Below are 20702 nucleotides of genomic sequence, written 5' to 3'. Positions count from 1 at the left end.
TGCTGATTACCCTGATTTTATTTTTTTGATTATAAAAAGATTAGCGAAGATCAAAGCAAATATTATTCGCTTTAATCTTCGCTAATCTTTTTAAATCTTTCAAAAATCAAAAAAAGAAAATCAGGGTAATCAGCATAATCAGTCTAATCGGGAGAAAGACAAAATCGCAGTCTGTAACATATCCTCACGCTGCCCCGTTTAACAGGTATATAATCAATATACCTCCCTGATGAAAATAACCCATATTGTACTCGCATTACTACTCCTGACTGCCTGCAAAAAAAATAGCGGGGACAGCTGTACACAATATAAAACAACCAATATCATCAATGTCCGATACATGGGCCAGACGCGATCGGGTATGGTAGGGGATGAAGGTGCTTTTTTTGATGTGACCTGTAACTTCTCCAATGGCTGTGGCGCTATATACCGGTTTACAGAAGATAAAAACGGCAATACCTGGACTGTAAAAGCAGAAGGTGTTTATCAGCTTTGCACGGTTTGTACGCAGGCTGCTATGCCGCAAACTAAAACTTACTCATTTCAGACGAGCAGTCGCGGTACCTATTATATAAAATGGGAGGGACTACCTGGCCGGGTGGATACGGTGCGTATACCTTAATTAAAAAAAGATATCCATCAGCGGGTATTTTTTATAATCAGGGAGATAGAAATGCCACCATTCAGTAGTAGACCCTTTAAAACCATGTTGCATCATTGTGTTGCGCAGTAATTTACGATTAGCTGTTACCGTTGGATCGGATGGGATATAATTTTCGTGGGCTTTCGTGGTAAAGTCGTCAAAGTCCGTAGGCATGGCCACGGGCTTTCCTGTTTTCAGGTCTACCATGCTCAGGTCAACAGCCACGCCTCTGTTGTGGCCCGAACCCTTTTTAGGATCTGCTGCATATAAATCGTTGGGGACTATCTTAAACATCGCTTCCGTTATGTGGTAGGGGCGGTAGGCATCATAAATGAGGAGGCCATACCCTTTTTTACGGAGTGCACTTTGCACAGCTTTCAATGATTTGGCTGCGGGCAGCCGCATGTAGATAGCTGTTTTAGTATATAATCGCTGGTGCGTGAAATTATTGGTGGTCGCATATCTCACATCTTTCTTAATATCCGGAATATAGGTTTCCAGGTTTATTAGTTGCTGGTTACTATCGGCTTTTATTAGTTGCTGATATTGTTGTTGTGTGGTGAGTACCGTCAATCCATATTTATTTACCGGAATTTTCTGGGCAGCTGCCTGGTCGCTTATGATCCCGAGGAGGCTTAGTAGTAACAGTGTTCTCATGTTCTTAAAATTCAGAAAAAAGGCTCAAATTCGACTGGAATTATTGAATTTTGCGAAAATTAGGCAAGAAAGTATGAAATACAGTGAAAATACAATTGTATTCACCTTATATTAATAGGTATTTTAGAACCCTTAAATTTTTTAACGATGGAACTGTTCAGATTAGATAATAAAGTGGCGGTTATTACAGGTGGTGGTAGCGGCATAGGACAGGCAATAGCGAAAACTTTTGGCGCACAGGGTGCACAGGTGCACATCATTGAGCTGAATGAGGAAGGTGGTAAAACCACGGCGGAGGAGATCAAAGCAGCTGGTGGGCAGGCATTTGTACATGCCTGTAACGTAGCCGATCAGGCAGCCGTTATCAGCGCAATGGATGGCATTGTGAAAACAGCAGGTAAGCTGGACATCCTGGTGAACTGTGCAGGTATTGCACATGTTGGTAACCTGGAAAACACCGGTGAGCAGGATTTTGACCGGGTATACCAGGTAAATGTAAAAGGTACTTATAACTGCATGTATGCAGTTATCAAACAAATGAAAGCGCAGGGCGGCGGGGTGATCCTCAACGTAGCGTCTATCGCTTCCAGTGTGGGTATACCGGACAGGCTGGCCTACTCTATGAGTAAAGGCGCGGTACTGACCATGACATTATCTGTAGCCAAAGATTACCTGGGTGCAAATATTCGTTGTAACTGTGTGTCGCCGGCAAGGGTGCATACACCATTTGTAGATGGCTTTATTGCGAAGAACTATCCTGGCAAGGAAGCGGAAATGTTTGAAAAGCTGAGTAAAACACAGCCTATCGGTCGCATGGCTAAACCAGTGGAAGTGGGCAACCTGGCGTTATACCTGTGCTCTGATGAAGCAGGTTTTATCACAGGTAGCGACTATCCGATTGATGGCGGATTTATCCGGTTGAATAATTAATATTTTAATGTGATGAGTGTACCTTAGTGCGGGTGATTACCGTATCTTTCAATTATTCATTCATTATTAATTACAATCATGCAACATTTTCGTGTAGGGCTGGCACTGGCTATAGCCGTATTTTCAGCTTGTAACCCCGGTAATAAGGCTAACAATAATGCATCTACAGATGCTACAGTGAAACCTGCTACTCCGGAAGGAACCATATCAGTAGTTGTTACAGATAAGGAGAAAGATACACAGCTGGTCACTATTAAGTTTCAGATAAAAGATCTGAAAAAAGAAAAAACATTTGAACAGGCAGTGTTAAAAGGTGTGTCGGAAACTGACGAGTATAAAGTGTTGTGGGATGCCCCCAACAGTTGTTACATCGGCGTGTTGAAACCCAGTCACCAGGCCCGTTATTATCACGCATCAGTGAAAGGCAACGACCTGAAAATATTATGGGTGCCAACTCCTCCGGAACAGATCTGGCAATATATGGAAAATACCATGGGCTTGGGTAAAGTGTCTGTAGGCGGACAGCTCGCAGATAAGTACCGTAAGAATATTCAGTCAGGAAAGATCCTGGGAGAATTTATTGCGGAAATCAGACCCGATGCTTCGCCGGATAGCCTGGAACTCTATGTGGAATTTGGTGGTGTCAGAAAAAGTATGTTTATGCCGATTCCTAAAGGGTATAAGCCTACCATCCAGGAAACAGCCAATGTTGATCATGTCCTTTTCTCTCTCGTAAAAGATGGAAAAGCAGAACCTATGATTGATATGCATGTGGAAAACGGAAGGCTACAAATAAAGACACTGAAAGAAATTACGAAAGACTAACAATAAAAAATATTGAAATGAAACTGATCAGGTTTGGTTTACCGGGAGAAGAAAAACCGGGTGTTGTTACAGATGCAGGTATGTTTGATGTAAGTGCATTCGGAGAAGATTATGGAGAGAAATTCTTTGAAACCAACGGGCTGGAACGTTTGTCGCAGTGGTGGTCCCAGCATGGTAACGAATGTCATCAGGTACCTGCCGGTACACGTTTGGGCGCACCTATTCAGCGTCCTTCCAAAATAATCTGTATTGGCCTGAACTACGCTGATCATGCCAGGGAAACCAATGCCGCTATACCGGCAGAACCAATTGTATTCTTCAAAAGTACTTCTGCACTGGTAGGCCCTAATGATAACCTGGTGATTCCACGTAACAGTCAGAAAACTGATTGGGAAGTTGAACTGGTGGTAGTAATTGGTAAAAAGGCCAGCTACGTGGAAGAAAAAGATGCACTGAATTATGTAGCAGGTTACTGCTTACATAATGATTACAGCGAAAGAGCTTTCCAGATTGAAAGAGGCGGACAATGGGTAAAGGGAAAGAGCTGCGATACTTTTGCTCCTTTAGGTCCATGGCTCGCTACTAAAGAAGAGATAGCAGATGTTAACAATCTTCGTTTATGGCTCACCGTTAATGGCCAGAAAATGCAGGATGGCAATACTTCCAACTTTATTTTCAACGTACCCTTTGTAGTGTCTTACCTGAGTCAGTTCATGACCCTGCTCCCGGGCGATATCATTTCTACCGGAACGCCGGCTGGTGTGGGCCTTGGCATGAATCCACAGGTATACCTCAAAGCAGGTGATGTAATAGAACTGGGCATTGATGGTCTGGGTACTTCCAAACAAACAGCTGTAGCATACAAATAGTTATTATGAAGAGATATTGTCTGGCGCTGGACCTGGTAGATGATCCGCAGCTGATCAGCGAATACGAAGCTTATCACCGCAATGTATCTGCTGAAATAAAAAAAAGTATCACAGATAGTGGTATCACCGTCATGGATATTTACCGTGCCGGCAACCGCCTGTTCATGATCATGGAAGTAGACGACACCTTTTCTTTTGAACGCAAAGATGCCATGGATGCTGCCAATCCTGCCGTACAGGTATGGGAGCAGCTGATGTGGAAATACCAGCAATCATTGCCGGTAGCCAGGGAAGGGGAGAAGTGGATTATTATGGATCAGATTTTTGCATTGTAAGATTTTCCTGTTTGATTATTCAGCTGTTAGCTGCTGAATAATCAAACAAGAAAATAACCAAATCATACATATGATTATTGACGCGCACCAACATTTCTGGCAGTACCATCCCGTTCGGGATGCATGGATAAATGAATCCATGCAGGTGATCCGGCGCGATTTCCTGCCGGAAGATCTGGCACCCGTGCTGGAAGCCAACGGTGTACATGGTTGCGTGGCCGTTCAGGCAGACCAGTCGACCGAAGAAACAGCATTTTTATTAGCACTGGCAGATCAACATGATATCATCAAAGGTGTGGTAGGCTGGATAGATCTGCGTGCCGATGACATACACGAACAACTGTCGCAATACGCTGCACAGCCCAAGCTGAAAGGGTTCCGGCATATTGTACAGGGAGAACCCGACAACCGTTTTATCCTCGGAGAAAATTTTTGTCGTGGTATTAAAGCATTATCGCAGTATCATTTCACATACGATATTCTCGTATATCCGAAACAGTTACCTGCGGTAGAAGAATTTGTGCAACAGTTTCCGCAGCAGCAACTGATTATAGATCATCTCGCTAAACCGGATATCAGAGCAGGAGAGCTGAACGCGTGGGCATCGCATATGCGTCGCATTGCACAATCACCGAATGTATACTGTAAACTGAGTGGCCTGGTTACAGAAGCCGATTGGCAACACTGGCAGCCGGATCATTTCAAACCTTTTCTGGAAGTGGCCCTGGAAGCCTTTGGTGCAAACAGGTTGCTGTTTGGCTCCGACTGGCCGGTATGTTTGTTGGCAGGCGCATACGAGGAGGTAAAGGGCATCATTACAGATTATATCAGCACATTATCAACAACAGAACAAAACAAAATAATGGGAGGCAATGCCATCTCATTTTATCATCTATAAAAATTAATATCATACCATGGATTTAGGATTACGGGATAAAGTGGTAATAGTTACCGGTGGCGCTAAAGGTATTGGAGAAGCGATTTCAAAACTACTGACAGCAGAAGGCGGCATCGCTGTAATTGCCGGCAGAAACGCAGCAGATAATGAAAAAGCAGTAGCAGAAATTGTTGCCGCCGGCGGTAAAGCCCTGGCAGTAACAGCAGAGCTGGGAAATGTGGAAGACTGTAAAAAAGTGATCGTTGAAACCGTGGCAAAATATGGCAGAATTGACGGCCTGGTAAACAATGCAGGCGCTAATGATGGTGTAGGACTGGAAAGTGGTAATCCTGAAAAATTTATGCAATCACTGCAAAATAATTTATCTCACTACTATAATCTCGCACATTACGCATTGCCTTACCTGAAAGAAAGCAAAGGTAATATTGTGAACATTGGCTCCAAAGTAGCCACCACCGGCCAGGGTAACACTTCCGGCTATGCGGCTTCCAAAGGAGCTATCAATGCATTAACGCGCGAATGGGCGGTAGAAATGCTGCCATTTTCTGTACGTATTAATACCGTTATTCCTGCAGAAGTATGGACACCACTGTATGAAACATGGATCAACTCGTTGCCGGATCCAACAGAAAAACTGGCATCGATCACTTCCAAAATTCCATTCGAAAAAAGAATGACTACTTCTGAAGAAATAGCTAACACTACTGTATTTTTGTTATCATCACGTTCATCGCATACAACCGGACAAATTTTATATGTAGACGGTGGTTATACCCATCTCGACAGATCCATCAGCTAAGGATAGAGAGCCAACACACGTTATCAATATACATTCACCTGAAACATTAAATTCTTCGTTATGGCCGGAGGCGCAGTAAGTAATTCCACCTATACCAGCAATGCCAAAGCAGGCACCAAGCCTGGCAATTATCTATTCCCGTTTATATTAGTAACGAGTTTGTTCCTCTTATGGGGACTGGCATACGGCCTGTTGGATGTGCTCAACAAGCACTTCCAGGAAGTATTGAATATCACCACCAAACGTTCCACTTTGTTACAGGGCGCTTATTTTGGTGCCTACTTCCTGATGGCATTACCTGCGGGAATGTTCATGAATAAGTTTGGTTATAAGAAAGGAATTATCATGGGCCTGCTGCTTTATGCTGCTGGTGCTTTCCTCTTTTATCCGGCTGCAAGAGCGCTTAATTTTGATTTCTTCCTGCTCGCATTATTTATATTAGCTTGTGGGTTAGCTTGCCTGGAAACAGCTGCCAATCCATATGTTACCGTATTGGGTGCTAAGGAAACTTCTGAACAACGATTAAATTTATCTCAATGTTTTAACGGACTGGGATCTTTCCTCGGCCCTATCATTGGTGGACAATTATTTTTCGGTGGCGACAACAAAGATCTTACTACGGTACAGCTTACCTACATTGTAATTGGTGTAGTGGTATTACTGATTGCCGCTTTCTTTTACAGAACACCATTGCCTGAAATAAAAGAAGCAGAAGTGGAAGGGGAAGCAGTATTGAAAGATACCCGTCCACTGTTTGCACATAAACATTTTGTTTGGGGAGTGGTTGCCCAGTTTTTTTATGTGGCAGCACAGGTAGGCGTAGGTGCTTTGTTTATTAACTATGTAACAGAATACTGGCACGGCGTTTCTAATAAAAAGGCCTCTTTCCTGCTGGCAGTAGGCATGGCATTGTTTATGAGCGGCCGCTTTGTAGGTACCGCATTGATGCGTAAAATTGCACCTAACAAGTTGCTGGCAGTGTATGCATTTATCAATGTTTTACTTTGCGCATTTGTAATGACCGGTAACGGTGCGCTGTCTGTATACGCACTGATTGCTGTATTCTTCTTTATGTCTATCATGTTCCCTACCATCTTTGCATTAGGTGTAAAAGATCTGGGTAAGCATACCAAACAAGGCGCTTCATTTATCGTGATGTCTATTGTAGGTGGTGCCTCTGTTCCTTACCTGATGGGGATTGTAACAGAATGGAAATCAACAGCGGTATCGTACGGTATTCCTATGTTTTGTTTTATGGTAGTATTTTACTACGGCTGGAGAGGATATCGCAGAAGTTAATCACCTGATTTCTTTTTAATATCTAATCCGCAAAATCATTGTAACTTTCTTACACAAAAGAAGATACATGATTTTGCGGATTTTTGTTTTCTATCCTTGTTGGTTCCTGATGCTGAACTGTTGGTGTGCTTCGCTCACAAACAGTTACAGGAGTGAACCCATCACGCAGATACCCGCTGAAATATCTTCCCTGCAACTGTCCATCACCCATATGATGCACAATCAACCACTGATACTTAAGACGGTTGAATACAGAAATCCTTCCGGCGAATCTTTCACCATTACCCGGTTCCGGTATTTTCTCAGTAATTTTTCATTGGAAACCGCTGCAGGTAAAATGATCACACTGCCGGCGGCTTACTTCCTGGTAGATGAGGCGAATGATACTACTAAATTAATTAAGCTCAACAGCGTGCCAACAGGCACTTATAAAAGCATTCGTTTTCTTATAGGGGTAGATAGTATCCGCAATGTGAGCGGCGCACAATCGGGTGCCCTGGCTGCGGAAACAGGCATGTTCTGGACCTGGAACAGTGGTTATATCATGGCAAAGATGGAAGGTTTTGCCCCGGCTGTGGCTTCGCCTACACATGAATTTTTGTTTCATGTAGGTGGTTATAAAACATCGGATAATGTACTGAAATATGTTTCACTGTCTTTCCCGCAACCAGTAGTAGTATCCAGGGATAAGCAGCCACAGATCAATATCCTGGCAGATGCCGGAAAATGGTTTGCACCGGATACTATCAGTTTCAAAAACGTTGCTGTGATCATGGCACCCGGTGTCAATGCCCGGAAAGTGGCCGCAAACTACCAGGAAATGTTTACGGTTAAAAATATAGCTAACTAATGGCTGCATGAAGCATAAAGCAATATATATCGCAGGTGCATTCTGTTTGCTGCTGATGCTGGTGCATGCGCAAACCAAGAAGAGCAGGAGGGGCGGAGGTCCTGAGCCTTTTATATTGCAGTTGCCCCCGGGATTTCCTAAGCCGGTATACGATTTTTCTAATAACCGGCTTACCAAACAAGGTATTGCACTGGGCCGGTTTATGTTTTATGATTTCCGGCTCTCGCGCGACAGCACCGTATCCTGCGGATTCTGTCATCAACAGTTTGCCGCGTTTGGGCATTTTGATCATCCGCTTGCCCATGGTGTAGGCGGACAACAAGGCACACGCTCCGTACCGGTGTTGTTTAACATGATCTGGCAAAAAGCTTTTATGTGGGATGGGGGCGTTAATAATCTTGAAATACAGCCACTAACGCCACTGACAGACCATAACGAAATGGCGGTGGACCTGAAAGAACTGTTGCAGAAAATGCAACGTGATCCTAAATATCGCAGCATGTTTAAGGCAGCTTTTGGCTCGGAAGCAATTACCAGTGAGCGTATGTTCAAAGCCATCACGCAGTTTGTGGCCACCATGATATCTGCCAATTCCAAATATGATAGTGTGATGCGTAAAGCACCAGGCGTTATTTTTTCTGAAGAAGAACAGGCGGGCTATACCATCTTCCAACAAAAATGCGCTGCCTGCCATAAAGAGCCTTTATTTACAGATCTGAGCTATCGCAGCAACGGTCTGCCTTACCTGCCGGCACTGAATGATGTAGGCCGTATGAAGATCACCAACAGCACGGCGGATTATTTGCATTTTAAGGTGCCTTCCCTGCGTAATATCCTCAAAAGCTCACCGTACATGCATGATGGCCGTTACTTCGATATTTACCAGGTATTTGACTTCTATGACCATGGTGTACAAGTTACTCCCGGCACTGATCCGTTGGTGAGGAACGGCATTCCTTTATCTGCTGTGGAAAAGCGGCAATTATATATTTTCCTGAATACATTAACAGATTATACGCTGATAAAAAGCACCGCGCTGAGTGAGGTGCTGATAAATTAGGACTGTGATTTTTGTGATTTTTATGATTATCCTGATGAGCGAAGATTTCAGCGGATTTTGTCTGAACCAGGATTTTTAGGATTGAATGGATTACCCTGATGGGTGTTATGTTGTTGGTCTGTAAGATATACGCGAATATCTTTACTATGATCTTCGGCATCCATCAGGGTAATCCATTCAATCCTAAAAATCCTGGTTCAGACAAAATCCGCTGAAATCTTCGCTCATCAGGATAATCATAAAAATCACAAAAATCACAGTTCAGACACCCTCCGCCAGCAATCAGCAACATGATCATCTACCATACCCGTAGCCTGCATATAAGCATAGCAGATAGTAGAACCTACAAACTTGAAACCGCGTTTCAGCAAGTCTTTACTCATCGCATCAGAGATGGCTGTTTTGGCGGGTACCTCTTTCATGCTCTTATGATGATGGATGACAGGTTTGTGATTTACAAACGACCAGATGTATTTATCAAAGCTGCCGAATTCTTTCTGTACTGCTAAAAAAGCTTTGGCATTGGAAACAACGGAATTAACTTTTAAGCGGTTGCGGATAATGCCTTCATTTTGTAGCAGCTTTTCTATTTTCTTTTCATCATACTTCGCTATCTTTTTGGCATCCCAGTTATCAAATGCTTTGCGGTAATTTTCTCTTTTAGTCAGCACGGTATACCAGCTCAGGCCGGCCTGAGCGCCTTCCAGGCAAAGCATTTCAAACAGATGCTGATCATCATGATTAGGTACACCCCATTCGTTGTCGTGATAGTCTTTATATAGCTGGTCTTTTATACTCCAGCCGCACCTGACTTTTTCTACAGTTCCCATTCGTTGATGATTTGTCTTACCCGGGTTTTATATTCTTCCAGGTCGTTGATTGTTTGATTAATAAAGCTGTTATCTTCCAGGCTACCAATCACTGCATTCATCTCTTTTTCATTTTCATAAGCCAGCTGACGGAAAGGGTTTTTATAATCCTTTTCCCTGGAACGCCGGATGTTGCTGGTGATCCATTCCATTGTTTCAATAGAATCAGTCAGCCATTGTGCCAGGTGTGCAGTCGTCAGATTTTTGATGGCCAGGTCTTTTATTTCCAGTAAGCTGGCTACGGCATGTTGCAGCTTGTCGGCCGCATATTCTTTACCAATTTCCTGGTAGGCATCATGCAGTTGAGGCCATCCGCTGATTTTGTTCTTTTTGATTTTTGTTTTGAGTGTTGCCACTGTTTCGGCTTTCATTAATTGTCCGCCGATATTGAGCCAGTCCGTACGCTTGGCTGTTTTAACAGCCGCCTGTAAGGCAAGGTAGGAGGGCTTGTTGGCCGCTATGATATTTTTAATGCCATAGAGTACAATCAGTTCCCGGAACAGCGGATAGGCTTTTTGTACTTTCAGTAGCTGTACCTCGCGGGAGCTGTTTTCCATGCCGGTGGCCAGTATGGTAAGTGCTGCTACTTCTTCCGGATTATTCAGCAGGAGCTCTTTTCCTTTTTTACGTATATCCTTTTCCGTTAGTTCCTTCTTTGGTGCATTTTCTGCTATCGCGTACCAGGCTTTACCGGTAGCGAGTTCCATGACCGCCAGCGCCTGGAACATCTCTTCTACAGAGTCTGGAGCCAGGTAATCATATTCGATGAGTTGTACTTTATCGGTACGTTTATCACGGTCTACATACTTCCAGGAATTGCGTGCAATGGCATACATATTATGCATGAACCAGTAGCCAGGCATGATCTTCAGGCGATTGTCGTGTTCATCATTTAACACCAGGCTGAAAGGAATATTGATATTCAGTTCAGACATATAATTGCCTTTGGAGATCAGCGTGAAGCTGGCAAATTTGGAATTGTGTTTCAGGCTCACGCATAAGCCGGGCCAGAAGCCTCTGCCGGCAATGATTTCACCGTCAGCACCGCGGGAGTTGTGATTGGAGCCAATGGTAGCACCGGCCGCCATATTGCTTTGTCCCATGATGAGCGCTGCACACAAAAACGAATTGTTATGGTGCTGCTCATGTGCCGGGAAGATGAGTGAATTTAACACTTCACAGCAGGAGATAGTAGCGTTGTTACCAAGATAAGAGTTGATCAGTCGTGCACCATATTTAAGCTGTGAATGCGAAGCCATCACAAAACGCACCGCCTTTACACCATAGAATACCCGGCAGCCATAGCCTACAATGCCATTCACCATTTCACAACCTTCTCCTATTTGTGAGGAAGCATCACTGCTGCTGTTGATGGTAAGATTTTTCAGTTTGTTGGCGCCTTTCAGGTAGGCATCGGTACCAATGGTCACGTCTTTGATCATCTTACAATTCTTGATCACACTACGATCGCCCACCATGCCATAATAGCCGCGTCTTTTATCAAATTGTTTTTCAGTAAATACTTTGAATTGTTGTTGCAGCTGATCATCATCCCGGTAGCGGGTCCACAGGTAAGCATCTCCGGGTAGCATGCCATCAAATGGCATCACACTTCTGCCACCGTTTTCATTGCATAATTCCATGTGAATACGACCAGCTTCTGCTTCTCCGTCTTTCAGAATACCATTACCAAATTTGGCATAATCGGTGGTCGCCATTTCATTTACGTTGGCTACTATTACTTCATTACCAAGAATATAATGGGAGAGATAATTCACGTTATGCACCACTACATTATCTCCGAAATCGCATGCACAGATAGTGCTGTTGTACAGGCCTACCGGCATACGCAGGTTATGGAACTCCAGGTAGTAGGGCTCCAGTTTTCCGATACGTACCATCCCAAAAAAGTGACAGTGCTGCACCAGCTGCGGATTAAATTCGTTGGATACAAAAATGATGTTCCAGTCATCAGAGGTGTTGTCATTGCGTACCAGCGCCTCTACTTCATATGCTGTTAATCTTCTGTATTGATCTTGCCGGCTCCATTGCTCGTTGCGCAGGTAATATTCATCCTTGCCTTTCGGTAACGTGGTTTCAATGAAATTATACCCCAGATCAGACAGGGGCCTTTTTTGGATATTATTCATGAGGATATTTTTTTGGAATTACGAATTACGAATTGCGAATTACGGATATAAGCGAAGATCGCTTCGATCCGTAATTCGCAATTCGTAATTCGTAATTTTTTATTCTACCGTTACTGACTTTGCGAGGTTTCTTGGTTTATCCACATCCAATCCTTTTAATACACCAATATGATAAGCGAGTAATTGTAATGGAATAACGGAGATGATCGGTGCTACCAGTTCATCAGCAGCAGGTACAAAAATTACATCATCAACCATGGGTGGAATGATATTGTCGCCTTCTGTTACAACAGCTATCACTTTGCCTTTGCGGGCTTTAATTTCCTGGATGTTAGACACTACTTTTTCGTAGTAGCTGTCTTTAGTAGCCACTATTACCACCGGCAGGTTTTCATCTACCAGGGCTATAGGCCCGTGTTTCATTTCAGCAGCAGGATAACCTTCTGCATGTATGTAAGAGATCTCTTTTAGTTTCAGTGCTCCTTCCAGTGCTACCGGGAAGTTGTATCCACGGCCCAGGTAAAGGAAGTCGCGGGCATCTTTATATTTAGCGGCAATTTGTTTGATCTGGTTGTCCAGATTCAGTGCGATAGCTACTTTTTCCGGTGTTTGCTCCAGTTCATCCAGCAGGTGCTGGAAACGTTGCGGCGTAATAGTGCCTTTATCGATGCCTATTTTCAGGCCTACGAGACAAAGTACTGCCAGCTGCGCGGTAAAGGCTTTGGTGCTTGCTACGCCAATTTCAGGGCCTGCATGTGTATAAGCGCCGGCGTGAGACAGGCGGGCAATAGAGGAACCTACCACATTACATACACCCAGGATGATAGCTCCTTTTTCTTTGGCAGCTTCAATGGCTACGAGCGTATCAGCCGTTTCACCGGACTGGGATACGGCAATAATTACATCACCTGCGCCAACCACCGGATTGCGGTAACGGAATTCAGAGGCATATTCTACTTCTACCGGTATGCGGCATAATTCTTCAATCATGTATTCTGCTACCAGACCAGCATGCCAGGAAGTGCCACAAGCCACGATGATAATACGTTTGGCATTATTCAGCACTTCAGCATATTCACGCATACCACCCATGGTGAGGGTACCGTTCTTAGCATCAAGACGACCGCGTAAGCTGTCGAATATCGTTTGTGGCTGCTCAAATATTTCCTTGAGCATGAAATGATCATAACCACCTTTTTCTATAGCTGCCAGCTCAATATCCAGTTTCTGTATGTAAGGTGTTTGTCTTTCGTTGGAGATGTTTTTAAGGATCAGCTCATCTGCTTTGATGATGGCTATTTCGTAGTCATTTACATATACTACTTCTTTGGTGTATTCTATAATGGGAGAGGCATCGGAGGCCAGGAAATGTTCTCCTTTACCAACACCTATCACCAGCGGACTGCCTTTACGTGCAGCAATAAGTGTGTCGGGATTGTCTTCATCAATGAGTACAATTACGTAAGCACCCACTACTCTTTTAAGCGCTATACGCAAGGCTTCTTCCAGTGGGCACTGGTTTTGTTTTTTGATCTCTTCAATGAAATGAAGCAATACTTCTGTATCTGTATCACTGATAAAAACATGACCCTGGTTTACCAGTTCCTGTTTTAACTGTACATAGTTTTCGATGATACCATTGTGGATCATCGCCAGCTTGCCATCGCCTGATTTATGCGGATGGGCATTGCGGTCACAAGGCTCTCCGTGGGTGGCCCAGCGGGTGTGACCAATAGCGATATGGCTGCGCATATCTTTGCCTTCAACAAATTCCTCCAGGGCGGCAACCTTGTCTTTTCTTTTGTATACCTGTAGCCCGTTGTTAATAATGGCTACGCCTGCGCTGTCGTAGCCGCGGTATTCCAGTCGTTTAAGTCCTTTTAAAACTATCGGGTAGGCTTCTCTCTGCCCGATATAAGCTACTATTCCACACATAGAATTTTTGGATTTGTGGTAAGGTTTATCATTGCAATATCGCATTAATTGTGAAAATCACATCAGAAAATGTGAATATTGTTTAAGTTGAGATATGGTCTGTATCGCGTGCTACATCAATCCTAAAATAAAATGAAAAAGGGAATACAGGAATGAACCCTGTGAAAAATTAAGATTACTTAACATTCACATGCATCATTCACTGTATTCCCTTTTTAGAACATAATTACGAATTACGGTTATAAGCGAAGATCGCTTCGATCCGTAATTCGTAATTCGCAATTCGTAATTATTTCACTAATGTACTTTCAAAAAGTAAAAGTATTCTTTTATATTCATCTGTCCAGCTACTGGGTGTAGTAAATCCATGATCCTCTACCGGATATATGGCCAGTTCCCAATTATTTTTCCCCAGTTCTATCAGGCGTTGTGATAAACGTACAATGTCCTGGAAATGCACATTGGTGTCTACCATGCCATGACACATGAGCAGCTTGCCTTTCAGCCCATTTGCATAATAAATGGGAGAAGAGCGGTGGTAAGCAATACTATCTGTAAATGGCTCATTCAGGATATTGCTGGTATAACCATGATTGTAATGTGCCCAATCGGTAACAGAGCGCAAAGCCGCACCGGCAGCAAATACATCTGGTTGTGTAAACATACCCATCAGCGTCATAAACCCGCCATAACTACCACCATATATACCTATGCGTTTCGCGTCCACCTGCAATTTCTCTGCCAGATATTTCGCGCCATCCACCTCATCATCCAGGTCTTTTCCACCCATATAACGATAGATACCGGTGCGCCAGTTACGGCCGTAACCCGCGCTGCCACGGTAATCCATGTCTAATACAGTATAACCTTTATCTGTCAGCAGGTTGTGAAACATATACTCCCGGAAGTAATTACTCCACCACTTATGTGCATTCTGCAGGTATCCTGCGCCATGTACAAAGATAACGGCTGCACCATTTCTTTTCGCCGGGTCCGGTGTGTATAACCGTGCATATACGGGCTGGTTATCTCTTGCGGTGAAGGTGATGACCTGCGGATCGCGCCAGGCATACGCGCGGAACTCATCCGACTGTGCCTTGTCTGTTACCTGTACTGCTTTTGCACCAGGTGTGTTAGGCTGTAGGTAAAGCTCCCAGGGCTTGTTGGAATAAGAATAACGGAAGGCAATCCATTTTTCATCAGGAGAAATACTGACATCATTAGCGCCCTGCATGGTGGTAATTCTTTCAGCTTTACCACCGTTAACGGCTATACGATAAAATTGTTTTTCGCCGGGATGTACTTCATTGGTAGTAAGATAAAAGTATTTTTTATCCAGTGCCAGTTGCGCTTCCTGTACTTCGTAGTTGCCGCTGGTGAGCTGTTTGGTGTCGCCACTATTTACATTGCTGGTATATAAATGTGAATAACCACTGGCCTCCGACTGGAACCAGCAAGTGTTTTCATCAATCCAGCCAATGCTGCTGCCACCCTGGCTCCAGCCAATACCAGGACCGGCGATCCAGGCTTCATCGCGCTGGCGGTTCAGTGTTTTTACCGTACCGGTGGCAGCATCCAGTAATACAATCCAGCGATCTTTATTATCCTGTGAGCGGATATCTGCAATGGCATGGATGCCTTGTGCCGACCAGTAAGGACCATTCACAATTACTTCCCTTATTTGCGCACTGTCTTTTTTCGTATAGTCTTTTACGTAATCAGGTAAATCTTTGATGCCGGGCAGGTCGGTAGTTTTAACGGGCAATACTGTATCCCGCTGCCTGTCGTATACAAAACTTTCGAAGCTACCCTGTGGTGCACCTACTTTATCACGACCATGAATATCCGTTGTAAAGCCGGAAGCAGTTACAAATTCGGGTACAATAGTATTGCGGGCATCTGCGGGTGCCTTGTACAAGCTGTAAGTGATGAAACGCCCGTCCGGACTGATTTGTACGTTTTGTAATCTTTTTTCATGCAGGTATAGGTGGCGGAGTTCCTTTGGTTCGTGGGCTTTATTAAAGGCAGTAGCCGCATCTGCTTTTGCTTTTTTGTCGCGGATGATCTGCATCAGTTCCTGTTGCCGGGCTTTCAGAAATTTCTCTTCCGCATTGCCTTTATTGGCATCGTCTTTATCAGCGGGCTTGTCGCCGCTGTCAAAGCTGGTCAGCTGGCTGATAAGGCCGGATGTTCTGTCCCATGCATACAGGTCGCGGTTTTGCTGGTATACAATCTGCTTACCGCCAAAACTGAATACCGGATTGGCTTCCACAGCTGTTGTATTGGTAATGCGGGTAACCTTCCCGGTTTTTATCTCCAGTAAAAAAATATCCCCCTGGTGGCTATAAGCTAATAGCGTTTTATCTGTATTGTAGGTGCCTGCAGCTTTTGCTTCAATAAGCGCACGCTCATCAGCAGCAGTTTTGCGGGGTGTATTATTTTTAATGCCGGCATAATACAGGGAGTCCGTCAGGTTCTTTTCCGGGTTCCAGCTGAAGTATACCGTTTGATTGTCAGTCCCCCAGAAAACATTGTCGGGAGAAGTTCCTATCCATTTAGGATCGCGCATGATCTTTTCTACAGTTAGCGGCCCTGGTTGTTGGGCACTTATATGGTTGGCTGATAAAAAAATAATGGCGGGTATAACCCATTTTCTCATAGCGGTTCATTATTTTGTTGGGGAATAAATGTAACGGTTTAATCATAAATTGCCGTAACTTTTGGATGGACGTACTGCGGTCATCTGCTTTAAATCAGCTTTATGCGCCTACTGCCAATACTTTTTTCCCTCATCATTGTAGTGGGTTGTAAGCCCAAACAGCCAGTACGGACACCTGTATTGGTATCAGAAGACACTACTTTTCTAACAGGCACCTTTTATATAATACGACATGCGGAAAGAAATCCCGGCCCGGATTCTACACTAACGGCAGCCGGATTACAGCGTGCAGGCGCCTTATACGCCCTGCTAAAAGATTCTGGTTTAAACAAGATCTATCTTACACATTATAAAAGAAGCATCGGTACCGCTGATAGCCTGCGTTTACGCCTCCATCTCGATACCTGTTTTTATAAAGCAGATACCAGCGGAGAATCGCTCATTTATGAAATAACGCGTCATGAAGACTGGGGCAAACGGCTCCTCGTGATAGGTCATGCCAATACGCTCATTCCCATATTACATAGCCTGAGAGCGAAGCCCCGTATAGATTCTATAGGAGATAAGGAATATGACCGGTTGTTTATTGTAAGAAAGAACAGAGAGGGGACGACGCTGAAGGAGATATGTTATTGAAAATAATTGTGGGGGAAGGCCTTCGGCCTTTGTCTTTTCTTTACCATGATTTTGATGATTAATCATGATTTTTCTGATTTCATTTCTTTCGAATCATTACCCCTTCTGATTTTATAAAAGCATATTATAAAACGCTTTAGCTATCTGTTAAAAGAAAATAAAATCAGAAAAATCATGATTAATCATCAAAATCATGGTAAAGAAAAGACAAAGGCCGAAGGCCTTCCCCTTATAGTAATATACCTTTCATCAAGGTATATGCTACCGTAAAATAAATAAGTAACCCGGTTACATCCACCAGGGTGGCCACAAACGGGGCAGAAGAAGTAGCCGGATCTGCACCGCATTTCTTCAGCAACAATGGCAGCATAGAGCCGGAAAGTGTTCCCCATAGCACTACACCTATCAGTGAAAAGCCTACAGTAGCACCTATCAGCATGCCATGACCATGGTAAGAATGAAAGAAATAACTCCATAGCATGATACGGATAAAGCCTATTGCTCCCAGTACACTGCCCAGCAACATACCGGATAGCAGCTCGCGGCGCATAACACGCCACCAGTCGGCAACAGTGATTTCACCGAGGGCCATGGCTTGTATAATAAGGGTAGCAGCCTGTGAGCCACTGTTACCACCACTGGAAATGATCAGTGGCACAAACAGGGCAAGAACTACCGCCTTGGCTATTTCATCTTCAAAAAATGCCATTGCTGTGGCAGTGAGCATTTCACCGATAAACAGTATGGCCAGCCAGCCTACGCGCTTCTTTACCAGTTTCAGTAAGGGCATATCGAGATACGGTTCATCCAATGCTTCGGTACCACCAATCTTCTGGATATCTTCCGTATGTTCTTCGTTAGCGATCCATAACATATCGTCAATGGTCACAATGCCCAGCAAGATACTCTGGTCATCCACAACGGGCAAGGCTACCCTGTTTTCCATCCGGAATACCTGTATGGCCTCTTCCTGGTCGTCGTTGGCATGGAGCGATACAAAGCGGTCATCCATCAACGTATGTACAACGGTGTCTGTAGATACCAGCAGAAACTCCCGTATCCGGAAGTCATCCATCAGGTGTCCCTTTTCGTCTATCACATATATTACGTCGATCGTTTCACTGTCCTTGCCATGTTCGCGGATATAATCCAGTACTTCTTTCACTGTCCATTCTTCCCGCACAGCAATGTAGTCGGGCGTCATGATACGACCTACGCTGTTTTCCTTATAACCAAGCAGTGATAAAGTAATCCGCCGTTCTTCGGGGTCCAGCAGTTTTATCAGCTCCTTCACCGCTTCACTGGGTAACTCTTCCAGGAAAGAGGTGCGGTCATCTGCTGGCAGCTCATTCATGAGCTCTGCTATTTTGGCGGGAGATAAGATTCTGATCACATCTTCCTGCAGAGGAAAGTCCAGGATACGGAAAGCCGCCGCCGCTCTGGTGATAGACAGATTATTAATAATCTTGTCGGCCTCATCAGGGTCGTCGTGAATAAGTTCAGCTATATCCGTAATCAACTGGTCGTCCAGATATACTGACAGTTCACGATAATTCTTTTCTTCTGTCAGTGTCTGGAATTTCTCCAGTAAAGCTTCATTTTCCATGTACAAATTGCCTCTATCTGCGAAAATAAGTTAAAATAGCACGCTGCCCGGACAGTCGTTATAATAATTCTGCTACATGCAGGCGGATATTGCCGCAAATAGTATCCAGGGGCAGGTCATTAGGGTCTTTCCCGAATGGATCTTCAATTTCTTCTGTAATAAGCTCCAGACTGGCCAGCACAAAAAAGATAAAGACAATCATTGGTATAATAAGATAACCCAGACTGAATACATATCCAAATGGCATGGACATCACATAAAAGAAAATAATTTTTTTAATAAATACACTGTAAGAAAACGGGATAGGTGTATTTCTGATGCGCTCACAGGCCCCGCATACAGCTGTGAAAGAGGGTCGCCATACCTCCAACTCCAGCCAGGCAACAATGCCCGAATAAACAGACAAGGCAATGAACATGGGAAAGAGCTTCCTTACCGTATCCGCTTTATGGATGCGGAAGATAAACGTAAACCATTCCTTCGGGTTATAATTGATCATATGCGTCAGTACTTGAAAGGCAAAAAAAATATTTTCCGGGCCGCAAACCTAAATTTTTTAAATAGGATTTTGATAACTTCCTGCTTTAAGTTTACTTTACGTCTTCTTTTATTTGAAATAACGACATGATAAAGCCGTACTTGTACATTGAAAAGTCTAAGGGAAAAGGAAGGGGAGTCTTCACAAAAGAAAAGATTCCTGCCGGAACAAGAATTGAAACTTCGCCCGTGCTGGTCCTCTCTAACGACGATACAGAAATTGTGGACAAAACAAAACTCCATAATTATATTTTCCTCTGGGGTGTAAGAGAAACCCGCTCCTGTGTGGCTTTGGGCTTTTGCTCTATTTATAATCACGACTATACCCCCAATTGTGAGTACGAGATGGATTTCGATGAAGAAACCATGAGTATCATTACCCGCCGTGAGATTAAAAAAGGGGAAGAACTCTTCATTAACTACAATGGTGAAGTGACCGACAGCTCTCCCGTTTGGTTCGATTTAAAAAAGAAACAAGTAGAGAAATAAATTACGAATTACGAATTGGGAATTACGGATCGAAACGATCTTCGCTTATAATCGTAATTCCCAATTCGTAATTATTTTGTATTATTGTATAAGCGCTTACATAATATTTATTATATAAGCACTTACATAAATAGCTGAATATCAAACATGAGTTTCTATCCAACATTAGGCTACCTCGTTTTTGGAAGCCGCCTGCGCAGATTAAGTGAATACTTCCTGATGGAAGTAAATAAAGTATATGAACAAGCGGGTATCTCCTTTGATGCCAGCTGGTTTCCGGTATTTTACCTGTTGTCAAAACAACAGCCGATGCCGATGATAGAAATAGCGGATCAGCTGGAGATATCTCACTCCGCCGTGAGCCAGATGGTGACCAACCTGAAAAAGAAAGGGCTGCTGAAAACAACGCCCTGCAAGGAAGACGGCCGTCGCCAATTGGTTGCCTTCTCTAAAAAAGGGGAAGACCTGCTCCATCAGATACAACCCGTATGGAACGCTATTTCGGAGGCCATGAACGAGCTGGTAACGGAAAATAAACAAAGCCAGCAGATACTGGCAGCCATCGCGCAGATTGAACAATCGGTACAACAAAAACCTTTGTCTGAAAGAATCAGGCAACAATTATAATAAATCATACACCAGATAAATCTTCTAAC

General features: G+C 43.8%; 20 protein-coding genes. 13 read left to right on the top strand and 7 right to left on the bottom strand.

What is annotated here, in order from left to right:
* Positions 1-229: 229 nt before the first annotated feature.
* Positions 230-622 carry a hypothetical protein gene (locus tag CLV51_RS18575; protein ID WP_106529544.1) on the top strand — a complete coding sequence of 131 codons (393 nt, stop codon included), beginning with the start codon at positions 230-232 and terminating at the stop codon, positions 620-622.
* Here the strand turns inward: CLV51_RS18575 and CLV51_RS18570 are convergent, their stop codons facing one another.
* Complete coding sequence (locus CLV51_RS18570) at positions 623-1300, bottom strand: M15 family metallopeptidase (protein WP_106529543.1); 678 nt, start codon at positions 1298-1300, stop codon at positions 623-625.
* Positions 1301-1447: 147 nt separating this feature from the next.
* Here CLV51_RS18570 and CLV51_RS18565 point away from each other — a divergent pair, with 147 nt between their 5' ends.
* The 9 genes from CLV51_RS18565 to CLV51_RS18525 all read left to right on the top strand — a co-directional run bounded on the left by CLV51_RS18565 (position 1448) and on the right by CLV51_RS18525 (position 9165).
* Positions 1448-2230, top strand: a complete 783-nt coding sequence (locus CLV51_RS18565) for an SDR family NAD(P)-dependent oxidoreductase (RefSeq protein ID WP_211302039.1) — start codon at positions 1448-1450, stop codon at positions 2228-2230.
* 78 nt (positions 2231-2308) lie between these two features.
* Positions 2309-3055, top strand: coding sequence for a hypothetical protein (locus CLV51_RS18560; RefSeq protein WP_106529542.1), 747 nt, complete (start codon positions 2309-2311; stop codon positions 3053-3055).
* Between the two features lie 17 nt (positions 3056-3072).
* Positions 3073-3924 (top strand): fumarylacetoacetate hydrolase family protein, encoded by an 852-nt coding sequence (locus tag CLV51_RS18555; RefSeq protein ID WP_106529541.1) that lies wholly within the window; start codon positions 3073-3075, stop codon positions 3922-3924.
* 5 nt (positions 3925-3929) lie between these two features.
* Entirely contained in the window at positions 3930-4259 is a 330-nt protein-coding gene (locus tag CLV51_RS18550) for an L-rhamnose mutarotase (RefSeq protein ID WP_106529540.1), read from the top strand.
* A 70-nt stretch (positions 4260-4329) separates the two neighbouring features.
* Positions 4330-5157, top strand: coding sequence for an amidohydrolase family protein (locus CLV51_RS18545; RefSeq protein WP_106529539.1), 828 nt, complete (start codon positions 4330-4332; stop codon positions 5155-5157).
* 16 nt (positions 5158-5173) lie between these two features.
* Positions 5174-5956, top strand: a complete 783-nt coding sequence (locus CLV51_RS18540) for an L-fucose dehydrogenase (protein ID WP_106529538.1) — start codon at positions 5174-5176, stop codon at positions 5954-5956.
* Between the two features lie 60 nt (positions 5957-6016).
* Positions 6017-7255 (top strand): sugar MFS transporter, encoded by a 1239-nt coding sequence (locus tag CLV51_RS18535; RefSeq protein WP_106529537.1) that lies wholly within the window; start codon positions 6017-6019, stop codon positions 7253-7255.
* Positions 7256-7322: 67 nt separating this feature from the next.
* Positions 7323-8105 carry an MbnP family protein gene (locus CLV51_RS18530; protein WP_106529536.1) on the top strand — a complete coding sequence of 261 codons (783 nt, stop codon included), beginning with the start codon at positions 7323-7325 and terminating at the stop codon, positions 8103-8105.
* A gap of 7 nt (positions 8106-8112) precedes the next feature.
* The gene (locus tag CLV51_RS18525; RefSeq protein ID WP_106529535.1) at positions 8113-9165 is read left to right on the top strand and encodes a cytochrome-c peroxidase; all 1053 of its coding nucleotides are present in this window, start codon (positions 8113-8115) and stop codon (positions 9163-9165) included.
* Positions 9166-9419: 254 nt separating this feature from the next.
* Here the strand turns inward: CLV51_RS18525 and CLV51_RS18520 are convergent, their stop codons facing one another.
* The 4 genes from CLV51_RS18520 to CLV51_RS18505 form a co-directional block, all read right to left on the bottom strand.
* Positions 9420-9995: a DNA-3-methyladenine glycosylase I gene (locus CLV51_RS18520; RefSeq protein WP_106529534.1), complete on the bottom strand. Its 576-nt coding sequence runs from the start codon at positions 9993-9995 to the stop codon at positions 9420-9422.
* Positions 9983-12184, bottom strand: coding sequence for a DUF4954 family protein (locus tag CLV51_RS18515; protein ID WP_106529533.1), 2202 nt, complete (start codon positions 12182-12184; stop codon positions 9983-9985). Before CLV51_RS18515 ends, CLV51_RS18520 begins: the two co-directional genes overlap by 13 nt.
* Before the next feature lie 99 nt (positions 12185-12283).
* A complete protein-coding gene (gene glmS / locus CLV51_RS18510; RefSeq protein WP_106529532.1) occupies positions 12284-14119 on the bottom strand; it encodes a glutamine--fructose-6-phosphate transaminase (isomerizing) in 1836 nt (611 codons plus the stop codon).
* Positions 14120-14408: 289 nt separating this feature from the next.
* A complete protein-coding gene (locus CLV51_RS18505) occupies positions 14409-16778 on the bottom strand; it encodes a S9 family peptidase (RefSeq protein ID WP_106529531.1) in 2370 nt (789 codons plus the stop codon).
* A 102-nt stretch (positions 16779-16880) separates the two neighbouring features.
* Between CLV51_RS18505 and CLV51_RS18500 the strand changes: the two genes are divergently transcribed.
* Entirely contained in the window at positions 16881-17414 is a 534-nt protein-coding gene (locus CLV51_RS18500; RefSeq protein WP_106529530.1) for a histidine phosphatase family protein, read from the top strand.
* Between the two features lie 229 nt (positions 17415-17643).
* Here the strand turns inward: CLV51_RS18500 and mgtE are convergent, their stop codons facing one another.
* Together mgtE and CLV51_RS18490 are read right to left on the bottom strand one after the other, a co-directional pair.
* Positions 17644-19020, bottom strand: a complete 1377-nt coding sequence (gene mgtE, locus CLV51_RS18495) for a magnesium transporter (protein ID WP_106529529.1) — start codon at positions 19018-19020, stop codon at positions 17644-17646.
* 58 nt (positions 19021-19078) lie between these two features.
* A complete protein-coding gene (locus CLV51_RS18490) occupies positions 19079-19519 on the bottom strand; it encodes a bestrophin family protein (protein WP_106529528.1) in 441 nt (146 codons plus the stop codon).
* A 125-nt stretch (positions 19520-19644) separates the two neighbouring features.
* Here CLV51_RS18490 and CLV51_RS18485 point away from each other — a divergent pair, with 125 nt between their 5' ends.
* Both CLV51_RS18485 and CLV51_RS18480 read left to right on the top strand, forming a co-directional pair.
* Positions 19645-20046, top strand: coding sequence for an SET domain-containing protein (locus CLV51_RS18485; protein ID WP_106529527.1), 402 nt, complete (start codon positions 19645-19647; stop codon positions 20044-20046).
* A gap of 147 nt (positions 20047-20193) precedes the next feature.
* A complete protein-coding gene (locus CLV51_RS18480; RefSeq protein ID WP_106529526.1) occupies positions 20194-20673 on the top strand; it encodes a MarR family winged helix-turn-helix transcriptional regulator in 480 nt (159 codons plus the stop codon).
* Positions 20674-20702: the final 29 nt, after the last annotated feature.

Origin of the sequence: Chitinophaga niastensis, from assembly GCF_003014755.1 — a bacterium.
Taxonomy (GTDB): domain Bacteria; phylum Bacteroidota; class Bacteroidia; order Chitinophagales; family Chitinophagaceae; genus Chitinophaga; species Chitinophaga niastensis.
The sequence above is the reverse complement of the archived record's forward strand: the minus strand, read 5'-3'. Positions and strand labels throughout refer to the sequence as shown.

Excerpts from the sequence above, each read along its gene's own strand:
- CLV51_RS18575 (WP_106529544.1), top strand. The coding sequence starts at position 230 with ATGAAAATAACCCATATTGTACTCGCATTACTACTCCTGACTGCCTGC.
- CLV51_RS18570 (WP_106529543.1), bottom strand. The coding sequence starts at position 1,300 with ATGAGAACACTGTTACTACTAAGCCTCCTCGGGATCATAAGCGACCAG.
- CLV51_RS18565 (WP_211302039.1), top strand. The coding sequence starts at position 1,448 with ATGGAACTGTTCAGATTAGATAATAAAGTGGCGGTTATTACAGGTGGT.
- CLV51_RS18560 (WP_106529542.1), top strand. The coding sequence starts at position 2,309 with ATGCAACATTTTCGTGTAGGGCTGGCACTGGCTATAGCCGTATTTTCA.
- CLV51_RS18555 (WP_106529541.1), top strand. The coding sequence starts at position 3,073 with ATGAAACTGATCAGGTTTGGTTTACCGGGAGAAGAAAAACCGGGTGTT.
- CLV51_RS18550 (WP_106529540.1), top strand. The coding sequence starts at position 3,930 with ATGAAGAGATATTGTCTGGCGCTGGACCTGGTAGATGATCCGCAGCTG.
- CLV51_RS18545 (WP_106529539.1), top strand. The coding sequence starts at position 4,330 with ATGATTATTGACGCGCACCAACATTTCTGGCAGTACCATCCCGTTCGG.
- CLV51_RS18540 (WP_106529538.1), top strand. The coding sequence starts at position 5,174 with ATGGATTTAGGATTACGGGATAAAGTGGTAATAGTTACCGGTGGCGCT.
- CLV51_RS18535 (WP_106529537.1), top strand. The coding sequence starts at position 6,017 with ATGGCCGGAGGCGCAGTAAGTAATTCCACCTATACCAGCAATGCCAAA.
- CLV51_RS18530 (WP_106529536.1), top strand. The coding sequence starts at position 7,323 with ATGATTTTGCGGATTTTTGTTTTCTATCCTTGTTGGTTCCTGATGCTG.
- CLV51_RS18525 (WP_106529535.1), top strand. The coding sequence starts at position 8,113 with ATGAAGCATAAAGCAATATATATCGCAGGTGCATTCTGTTTGCTGCTG.
- CLV51_RS18520 (WP_106529534.1), bottom strand. The coding sequence starts at position 9,995 with ATGGGAACTGTAGAAAAAGTCAGGTGCGGCTGGAGTATAAAAGACCAG.
- CLV51_RS18515 (WP_106529533.1), bottom strand. The coding sequence starts at position 12,184 with ATGAATAATATCCAAAAAAGGCCCCTGTCTGATCTGGGGTATAATTTC.
- glmS (WP_106529532.1), bottom strand. The coding sequence starts at position 14,119 with ATGTGTGGAATAGTAGCTTATATCGGGCAGAGAGAAGCCTACCCGATA.
- CLV51_RS18505 (WP_106529531.1), bottom strand. The coding sequence starts at position 16,778 with ATGAGAAAATGGGTTATACCCGCCATTATTTTTTTATCAGCCAACCAT.
- CLV51_RS18500 (WP_106529530.1), top strand. The coding sequence starts at position 16,881 with ATGCGCCTACTGCCAATACTTTTTTCCCTCATCATTGTAGTGGGTTGT.
- mgtE (WP_106529529.1), bottom strand. The coding sequence starts at position 19,020 with ATGGAAAATGAAGCTTTACTGGAGAAATTCCAGACACTGACAGAAGAA.
- CLV51_RS18490 (WP_106529528.1), bottom strand. The coding sequence starts at position 19,519 with ATGATCAATTATAACCCGAAGGAATGGTTTACGTTTATCTTCCGCATC.
- CLV51_RS18485 (WP_106529527.1), top strand. The coding sequence starts at position 19,645 with ATGATAAAGCCGTACTTGTACATTGAAAAGTCTAAGGGAAAAGGAAGG.
- CLV51_RS18480 (WP_106529526.1), top strand. The coding sequence starts at position 20,194 with ATGAGTTTCTATCCAACATTAGGCTACCTCGTTTTTGGAAGCCGCCTG.